The 8,924-nt window shown below is 44.0% G+C and carries 10 protein-coding genes; 8 read left to right on the top strand and 2 right to left on the bottom strand.

The genetic code is table 11. From position 1 onward, the window contains the following. Positions 1-122: 122 nt before the first annotated feature. On the bottom strand, positions 123-617 hold the full coding sequence (locus HOL16_01055) for an outer membrane protein assembly factor BamE (protein ID MBT5389286.1): 495 nt from the start codon (positions 615-617) through the stop codon (positions 123-125). Between the two features lie 131 nt (positions 618-748). On the opposite strand from HOL16_01055, the gene HOL16_01050 reads away from it, so the two are divergent. From HOL16_01050 to HOL16_01035, 4 genes are all read left to right on the top strand, one after another. Then, positions 749-1,306 (top strand): DUF177 domain-containing protein, encoded by a 558-nt coding sequence (locus HOL16_01050; protein MBT5389285.1) that lies wholly within the window; start codon positions 749-751, stop codon positions 1,304-1,306. 81 nt (positions 1,307-1,387) lie between these two features. After that, entirely contained in the window at positions 1,388-2,137 is a 750-nt protein-coding gene (locus tag HOL16_01045) for a triose-phosphate isomerase (GenBank protein MBT5389284.1), read from the top strand. 63 nt (positions 2,138-2,200) lie between these two features. Next, the gene (secG, locus tag HOL16_01040) at positions 2,201-2,524 is read left to right on the top strand and encodes a preprotein translocase subunit SecG (GenBank protein MBT5389283.1); all 324 of its coding nucleotides are present in this window, start codon (positions 2,201-2,203) and stop codon (positions 2,522-2,524) included. 69 nt (positions 2,525-2,593) lie between these two features. After that, entirely contained in the window at positions 2,594-4,240 is a 1,647-nt protein-coding gene (locus HOL16_01035; GenBank protein MBT5389282.1) for a CTP synthase, read from the top strand. 175 nt (positions 4,241-4,415) lie between these two features. On the opposite strand, the gene HOL16_01030 is transcribed toward HOL16_01035, so the two are convergent. Continuing rightward, on the bottom strand, positions 4,416-5,177 hold the full coding sequence (locus HOL16_01030; GenBank protein MBT5389281.1) for a DUF2608 domain-containing protein: 762 nt from the start codon (positions 5,175-5,177) through the stop codon (positions 4,416-4,418). Between the two features lie 295 nt (positions 5,178-5,472). On the opposite strand from HOL16_01030, the gene kdsA reads away from it, so the two are divergent. The 4 genes from kdsA to HOL16_01010 all read left to right on the top strand — a co-directional run bounded on the left by kdsA (position 5,473) and on the right by HOL16_01010 (position 8,791). Further along, entirely contained in the window at positions 5,473-6,309 is an 837-nt protein-coding gene (gene kdsA / locus HOL16_01025; GenBank protein MBT5389280.1) for a 3-deoxy-8-phosphooctulonate synthase, read from the top strand. A 32-nt stretch (positions 6,310-6,341) separates the two neighbouring features. Then, positions 6,342-7,643: a phosphopyruvate hydratase gene (gene eno / locus HOL16_01020; GenBank protein MBT5389279.1), complete on the top strand. Its 1,302-nt coding sequence runs from the start codon at positions 6,342-6,344 to the stop codon at positions 7,641-7,643. A 39-nt stretch (positions 7,644-7,682) separates the two neighbouring features. Then, positions 7,683-8,024, top strand: coding sequence for a septum formation initiator family protein (locus tag HOL16_01015; protein ID MBT5389278.1), 342 nt, complete (start codon positions 7,683-7,685; stop codon positions 8,022-8,024). Between the two features lie 371 nt (positions 8,025-8,395). Then, positions 8,396-8,791, top strand: coding sequence for a hypothetical protein (locus tag HOL16_01010; GenBank protein ID MBT5389277.1), 396 nt, complete (start codon positions 8,396-8,398; stop codon positions 8,789-8,791). Positions 8,792-8,924 lie beyond the last annotated feature (133 nt).

Here is an 8,924-nt window from a genome sequence, read left to right as displayed (position 1 = left end):
TTTAGAGTAACTTTTAGCGCTTTGGGTCAATTATTGCTGATTTAAAAATTTAACACCTAAAAAAACTCGCGCTCGATCGAAAAAACTGCGTCCCCTTGAACTTGAAGGAGAAATGTAACTTCCTATCGCGGATTTTGGGTACTGCTTCTGGCTTGACGGCCAAAGTTGCCCAAGAGTTGTTCCATGACGCTGATGTCATGGCCCGAAGAGGTGGTTTTACGCTCGTTGGGGTCGATTTCTTGGCCAAGTTGGGCAGAGTTTTCAAAATTTGCGAGCTGTAGATCGTTAACAACTCCCTTTTCATCAAAGGTAATTTTGATGATTTGCTTGTCAACTACGTCTGGATCAAAAAAGGCTGTTTTCTCGGTTTTTTCGCCAATATAATACCAAATGTTGGTGTTAAAAGGGGCCCGGCTAGTCGGGGGGCCAATAAGAGCAATCACGTCGTTTTGGTTATGTTCACCCTTTTTTACTTTGGCAATATTGGTGGTATCCGGCGTGTTTCCACGAACCGCTGACATGGGGCTGCAACCTGTTGTTGCAAGACCTAACGCTGCACAACAACAACTCGCCATCATTCCCATTCTGAGTGTTGAAAGTTTCAAAGGAAGCTTCATTTCAATTTTTTCCTAACAAAAAGGGTAAAAAGTGTGTAAATATACGGCACTCAGAGAAAACTGCCCTTTTCCTGAAGGTCTGTCAATGGAAACATGAGAATTTTGATGAAATAGAATGGTTAATTAATGCAATGACGATAAATGAACAGAACGCTAATACTGTAACGCCGGAATTTTCCCGAGTTGTTACCTTGTCCAAATCTGATGCCGATAAAACATATGAGTTTAAAGCGAGCGAAGCAGAATGCGAAAATTTGGCTAAGCGCTTCAATTTGGTTGCTTTAGAGTGTTTTTCTGCCAGCATTTTGCTTTCCAGGCGCAAGGGACTTAAAGTAGAGGGAAAGCTAACGGCTGCGGTTACGCAAGTTTGTAGGGTGACTCTTCAGCCCTTTTCGTCTCAAGTTGAGGATCAATTTTCAACGACCCTTCTACCCCATGCAAAACGCAAGGAATTTGATCCTGAAGAGGAATTTAATCCCGCTGATGAAGATATAGAGTATCTATCTGAAGATGGTAGCATTGATTTTGGAGAGCTTTTGGCACAGTATTTGAGCCTGGCTCTTGATCCTTTTCCAAGGTCTCCCAGTGTGGGGAGTAAAGATTTTGTGCATTCAGAAGGAACGAATGAGCCTGAAGAGGCACAAAAACTTCACGCTTTATCCAAATTGAGTGCTCTCGCGACAAAATAAGAAGCTGACCTCTAAAATTCGCCTGGTTCAGTAAAAGATAAAGAGGTACTGTTACATTTGGACAAGAACGTGGAGTTTCTCATGACGAAAATCATTGTTGGAAATTGGAAAATGAATTTCCTCCAGGAGGAGGGAGCATCTCTCGCAAGTGAGATTTGTAATCGTGTTGCCAATGAGCAGCCATTTTCTGCTCAAGTAATATTATGTCCCCCCCTTACCCTTATTGATTCTGTTTCCCGAATTGCCAAAGAAGGGCCTGTCCAAGTCGGCGGCCAAGATTGTGGGGTCTATGCAAATGGAGCCTACACAGGTGATGTAAGTGCTCAGATGCTAAAGGATTTTGGATGTACCCACGTGATTCTGGGGCATTCGGAACGGCGCCGTCATCATCAAGAGACCAATGATTTGGTCAAGCGCAAGGCTATTAAGGCGTTGGAAGCCGGGCTGATTCCCATTATATGTGTAGGGGAAACCCAGGAAGAACGGCAACGGGGAGAAACAATGAACACGCTTCTGACCCAAGCGCGTGAGTCTGTTCCTTTGGAGGGAGCTACTTTTCAGAATGTATTGGTGGCTTATGAACCTGTTTGGGCTATTGGCACAGGAGAAACGCCCCAACCGGACGAGGTTCAAGAGGTTCATGAAGGACTTAAAAAAGGTCTTGCAGAGGCCTCGTTGCGCGACGAGCAGTTTCATATCCTCTATGGAGGGTCCGTAACCGCCCAAAATGCAAAGGAATTTCTGTCTATTCCGGCCATTAGTGGTTTGTTGGTAGGTGGCGCTAGTCTTAAAGTTGAGGACTTTTGGAAAATTATTGTGAGTTCGGACTAGTAATCCTGATAAAGAAGGTCTATAAGTGTTCGCAGGTTTTTAAAGCAGCGTGGAAAGTTTGAAATGCAAGTTGTACTTCTTGTTATACATCTAATGATTGCCTTGTCCCTTATTGGGGTTATCTTGCTCCAGAAGAGTGAGGGTGGGGGTATGTCTGGTCTAACTGGTGGTGGCACTATGGGTGGTTTCATGACCGCGCGTGGATCAACCAATTTGTTAACCAGAGTAACAGCGGGTCTTGCCGTTGCATTTGTCACAACCAGTATCCTTCTTGCGATTCTGGTTGCTCGAGATCTTAATCAGGGCTCTTTCTTGGATCAGCAGGCTGTTCCTAAGGCGCCAGAGACTCAAGTCCCTGCAGCCCCGAGTGTCCCAGACACCAAATAGCTTCCAAGCCCTTTTAGTTTCCTGAGAGGGCTTTTTTACTAATTTTTGTTTAAGTTAAATGGAGGTAGTATGACGCGGTATATTTTTATTACAGGTGGCGTCGTTTCCTCCCTGGGTAAGGGTATCGCTTCTTCTTCATTAGGTGCCCTTCTTCAGGCTTTTGGATATACTGTCCGGTTGCGCAAGCTAGATCCCTATTTGAATGTAGATCCAGGAACCATGAGCCCCTATCAACATGGTGAAGTCTTTGTGACAGATGATGGGGCGGAAACGGACTTGGATTTAGGCCACTATGAGCGCTATACAGATGTGTCTTCTCGTCAAAGCGACAATGTAACAACTGGGCGCATCTACTCTAAAGTCATTGCGAAGGAACGGCGTGGAGATTATTTGGGGGGAACGGTTCAAGTGATTCCCCACATTACCGATGCGATCAAGGAATTCATAACCCGTGATTTGAAAACCGATGGTAAGGAACCGGACTTTATATTGGTGGAAATTGGTGGCACCATTGGTGACATCGAAGGGCTGCCGTTTGTAGAAGCTATTCGCCAACTTGCCAACGAAGTAGGGCGCGATCGTGCCTTATTTATGCATCTGACACTTGTTCCCTATATTGCCTCGGCGAAGGAACTCAAGACAAAACCATCACAGCATTCGGTCAAGGAACTTCAAAATCTAGGAATTCAGCCTGATATACTTTTGTGCCGTGTGGATCGTCCTCTTCCAGAAGCTGCCCGAAAAAAGTTGGCCTTGTTTTGCAATGTGCCCCAAGAACGTGTTATTGCCGCCCCCGATGTGGAGGCCATTTATGAGGTCCCCGTTTGTTATCATGAAGGGGGATTGGATCGAGAGGTCTTTCGTTATTTTGGGATGAAAGAAAAGAACGATGTCAATTTAGAGCGTTGGGAAAAAATCATTCAAGCTCTCAAAAAGCCCCACGGAGATATTACAATTGCGGTGGTTGGGAAATATACAGAATATCCCGATGCCTATAAATCTATTTTTGAAGCCCTTATTCATGGGGGAATCGCAAATACCACACGGGTGAAAATCAAGTGGGTCAATGCGGAGCTTTTTGAGTCTAGCGAGGAAACGATTAAACAAAAATTGTCAGATGTCTCTGGAATTTTGACGCCTGGTGGTTTCGGGGATCGTGGTGCTGAAGGAAAAATTAAAGCGATTCAATACGCACGTGAGCATGATATTCCATTCTTTGGCATTTGCTTTGGCATGCAATTGGCGATTGTTGAAACGGCTCGGAATTTAGCCAAAATTGAGGGCGCTAATTCCACAGAGTTTGGTGATTGCACAGATCCCGTTGTTGGCTTGTTGACTGAATGGGATCAAAAAGGAAAAGTACAAAAGCGTTCAAAAGAGGGGGACTTGGGAGGCACCATGCGACTAGGGGCCTATCCTTGCAAGCTGAAATCTGGTTCAAAAGTTCATAAAATCTATGGGAAAGATGAAATCTCTGAGCGCCACCGCCATCGCTATGAAGTAAACATGGCCTATCGAGATAAGCTAGAAGCCGCTGGACTTAAGTTTTCAGGACTTTCGCCGGATGGAAAATTGCCAGAAATAGTAGAACTAGAAGGACATCCCTGGTTCATAGGAGTTCAGTTTCATCCAGAATTTAAATCTCGCCCCTTTGAGCCCCATCCTCTTTTTAAGTCTTTTGTAAAAGCTGCTTGTGATAAGTCGCGCTTGTTGTAGGTGAGGTTGCCTTCCCTGATTCCTGCAGTATGGATCCCGCGCTCATCCGTCTTCGCTTCCGCCTTCGCTGCGCTATGGCGGACAGGCCGCTACGACGTGATTTGGCATCGCGGGATCCAGAAAAACGTAAGCCAAAGTGTAGGCTGTTAGACAATAGAAAAGAGAGATTGCTTTTTTACTTATCTTGGCTGCTGTCGATTTTCTTTCCAATCTTCTCTGCGAGTTTTTTCCAGCGCGCCACGAATTTTTCTTTACTAATAGATTGATTGGGAAAGGCTAAGCCGCCCTTAAAGTGAATTCCAGTAAACTTAGTGTTTGGAAGATGCTTTTTTAAAGCTGTTTCCATAGCTTCCAAATTTCCTTTTCGATCCTCAAAAAAGAAAATATGCTTTGGCGTCCATTTGAGCCTTTCTAAGAAGTTTAAAAGAATCTCTTCTTTGGGGGCTGAATCAGTTCCTTGATTGCAGTATATGATGCCTTTGTAAAATAGGGGGTGGTTTCCATTGAACATGGGAAAGTTATTAAACACAAAAGCGTCTGTATAAGGGAGCGTGGTGCTAAAGTCTATGCCAAACCCTTGAAGAGCAGTGTTTCTCAGCTCCGGAAAACTCTTTATTTCTTCCACACTACCTGATGGTGCTCCAGTCAATCCAATGAGTTTTGCCCCTTTCTCTTGTAGCTCTTGTACAAACTTGGGAGCATTAGCATCAACTAACAGAAAGCCTGTATCAATAAGAGAGCTCCAGAGAAGATAACGAAAGTCACTAGGAGAGAGGCTGTTCTTTATATTTCTAAATTCATCAATGTGCTTGTAAAGACTTCCCAATTGGAAGGCTGGGTCATCTGAATGTGTAAGCACACCATCTACGTCAAATAGGACAAGTGTATCCTCATCGGCTTGTGTAAAGTAAGATTGAGCCTCTTCAAATTTGTGCATGGTTATGATCTCTGCAGTGGATGGTTTAATTTGGGCTAGAAAAGTGAGGAAAAGAACTAGAAGGAGAGTGCTATTCACGAGTTTAGATTCCGGACCTGGTTTCGACTGTATGTGTTTCTATATAAAGACGAGAGGGGCAAATGTAAACGAACAAGCAGACTCATGAGCATCTTATTTTGTACTTTAGGAATGCCTTCTTTTCTCTTTTTGAAAAAATTGTTATGAAAGTGCGGTCATACCCTTTATAAGGGGTTTAGTACGCTATTTATTACGTGATGTAAGGAGCCGTCGGTCTATGTCTGTTCAAGACAAAACAGTTTCAGTTGGGTCGCTATCCATAAGCAATAAGGGGCCTTTCACCCTTTTAGCGGGGCCCTGCCAGTTGGAGAGTCGTCAGCACGCCCTGGAAATTTCCCATGAATTGTCTGAAATATGCCAAAAGCTGGGCATTGGTCTTGTGTACAAGACTTCCTTTGATAAGGCCAATAGGACCAGCTCTAAGAGCGCTCGAGGACTTGGCTTAAAGAAAAGCCTCCCCATCTTAGCAGAGGTGCGCGAAACATACGGATGCCCAGTGGTAACTGATGTTCATACTATTGACCAATGTAAGCCTGTAGCTGAAGTCGTTGACATGCTCCAGATTCCAGCTTTCTTGTGCCGCCAGACTGATTTGCTTATTGCGGCAGGCGAAACAGGCGCCGCTATTAATGTTAAGAAGGGCCAGTTCCTGGCCCCTTGGGACATGAAGAATGTCGTGGCAAAGATCCATGAAACGGGGAATGACAAAGTCCTCGTGTGCGAACGGGGCGCCAGTTTTGGCTATAATACCCTCGTTTCCGATATGCGTTCCTTGCCTATTTTACGAGAATCAACGGGGTGTCCTGTTGTGTTCGATGCGACCCACTCGGTGCAACAGCCTGGTGGGCAGGGGACCACAACGGGCGGTCAACGAGAATTTGTGCCTACATTAGCCAGAGCAGCCATTGCTGTTGGTGTCGCGGCCGTATTCATGGAAACCCATGAAGATCCAGATCAAGCGCCTAGCGACGGCCCTAATATGGTATATCTCAAAGATATGCCATCTCTTTTATCCAAACTTGTAAAGCTTGATAGAATTTCCAAAGACTTGTAGAATCGTACAAAAATTATTATAGGGAAAAGTTTATGACAGGGATCATCGATATATCGGCACGGGAAATTCTAGATAGCCGGGGAAATCCTACCTTGGAAGTTGACGTGACGCTTGAATCAGGAGCCACGGGACGTGCGGCCGTTCCATCGGGCGCCTCCACAGGGACCCATGAAGCCATAGAGCTTCGAGATGGGGACAAGAATCGTTATGCTGGAAAAGGTGTTCGCCGGGCGGTAGAATCTGTTACCGGTGAAATTTTTGAAACTTTGTCGGGCATGGATGGGGAAGATCAAATTTCCATTGATCAAACCATGATTGATTTAGATGGAACACCCAATAAAGCCCGATTAGGGGCCAACGCACTGCTGGGCGTAAGTCTTGCTACGGCCCATGCGGCGGCTCACCAAAGTGATCTCCCCATGTATCGTTATCTGGGTGGCCCTTTTGCACGCGTTTTACCAGTTCCCATGATGAATATTATCAATGGCGGGGTCCATGCAGATAATGCCATCGATTGCCAGGAATTCATGATCATGCCTGTCGGAGCTAAAACTTTTTCAGATGCTATTCGAATGGGGGCCGAGGTTTTCCACGCACTGCGGCAACTTTTGTCCGAATCGGGTCATAATACCAATGTTGGTGATGAAGGAGGCTTCGCGCCGAATCTTTCCAGTACAGATGAGGCTCTTCAATTTATTGTAAAAGCCATTGAGAGTGCTGGATTCAAGCCAGGGGATGATATTAGTCTTGCTTTGGACGTGGCCTCGACAGAATTTTACAAACAGGGAGAGTACCATTTAAAGGGCGAGGGCAAGGTTCTTAAAAATGATGAAATGGTCTCCTATTACAGAGATCTGGTGGATCGTTATCCCATTATTTCCATTGAGGATGGTTTATCAGAAGATGACTGGCTCGGATGGCAGAATCTAACCAATGCATTAGGAGATAGGATTCAATTGGTGGGGGATGATTTATTTGTCACCAATCTCCTGCGCTTAAACTATGGCATTGAACATGGACTGGCCAATGCCATCCTCATAAAGCTTAACCAGGTTGGCACGTTGACAGAAACTTGGCAGGCCATTGAAAGTGCGCGCCTTGCTGGATACAAGGTCATTGTTTCCCACCGTTCTGGAGAGACCGAAGATGTCACCATTGCAGATCTAGTGGTGGCGGGGAACTGTGGACAGATCAAAACGGGATCCGTGTCGCGTTCTGACCGAGTCGCAAAATACAACCAATTGATTCGCATTGAGGAAGAATTGGGGTCTTCGGCTGTATATGCTGGCAAGAGCATATTACGTGAGAAAAAGGAATCGTCTTTGGCGGCTTAGGATAGTTTTAAATGATTATTTCGAAGAGTTTGTTTGAATATGTTTTTAGCCCAAGAACTTAAACGCAGATCCCGGCACATTGTTGCGCCGCTCTTTGCTTTTATTGTGTGTGCTTATTTTGTCTATCATTTTATCCAGGGTGATCGTGGTATTTTGGCCTGGCATGTTCTGAGGCAAAAGCTCTTTGAGTCTCATCAATCCCTAGACGAGACCGAACGTAAGAGAAAAGCCTTGGATCAGAAAGTATCGCTCTTAAAGCGGGACCAAATGTCCTTAGACATGCTGAAAGAGCGCGCTTACATCATGCTCAATTATGGCCGCCCAGATGAAGTCGTCATCCATATGGGTGAAACTAAGGGAAATAACGGCCTAAAACCATAGGAGCGTTTGCAAACGTTATCTTGGATCTCAGAGTGCAATCAATTCTAATGCACTCATGTGGCTAGCCAATAATTTCTAAAGTCTGAGGTGATACTTAGAGGTTGTATTATACGTACATGTAATGCAAGGGGTGTATAATTTCATCAGAGGTGTCATATGTTTGTGATACAAAAGCTTAAGTTACGTTGACAACTGCAAAACTGTTGTTACATTAATCACATGTCTTACGTTATTTTAATGTACATGACACGAAAGAATGTTATTTGGCTTATAAAACAGTAGCATGTTGTTACGCGCCCGCGTTTGCGGGTCATTTTTCGGATAAATATAGAATATACGTGTTTTAGTGTTGTTATTTGGGAGTTTTTTTTGTGTCTTCTTGTTATATTTTATATTATTTTTTCGAACTTCTTGCAAAGAGAGAAAAAATAGTATCCTTTATTACAACTTTAGTTGTTATTTTTTCTTTTAACTTCCATGCAACAGCTAATCCATCTACAGATGAAGATAGTGACTCAACTTCTGAAAAGAGAAAAATTGTTAGAGTAAAAAAAGAGGCCAAGGACTTACGGAAACCAGCTGAGAGGAAAGTAACCAAAGCCATAAAAAGAAAAGTGCCCAGCAAAAAAAAGCCCGTAATAAGGAAAGCTTTTAACTTTTCTACCCTAGAATATTATAAAGAACACAGCAATAATTTTACAGCTTATATGATGGAAAGAGAAAGAGTCCCGGCATTAAGAAAAGTCAATTCAGAAAGTCTACCCTAGATCCGAGATAGAGAAACAAAAAAGCTCTGAGTACGAGGAAATAGCTGGAAAAGGAGAGAAAAAGGGTTACACTCTTTAGGTGAAAACGTAACCCCTTCTTAAGAAATATTATTATGAAGCTAGCATCATTTTC

It is taken from the genome of Alphaproteobacteria bacterium (assembly GCA_018662925.1).
In the GTDB taxonomy this organism is placed as follows: Bacteria; Pseudomonadota; Alphaproteobacteria; order 16-39-46; family JABJFC01; genus JABJFC01.
This window is presented reverse-complemented; position numbering and strand designations above follow the sequence as displayed.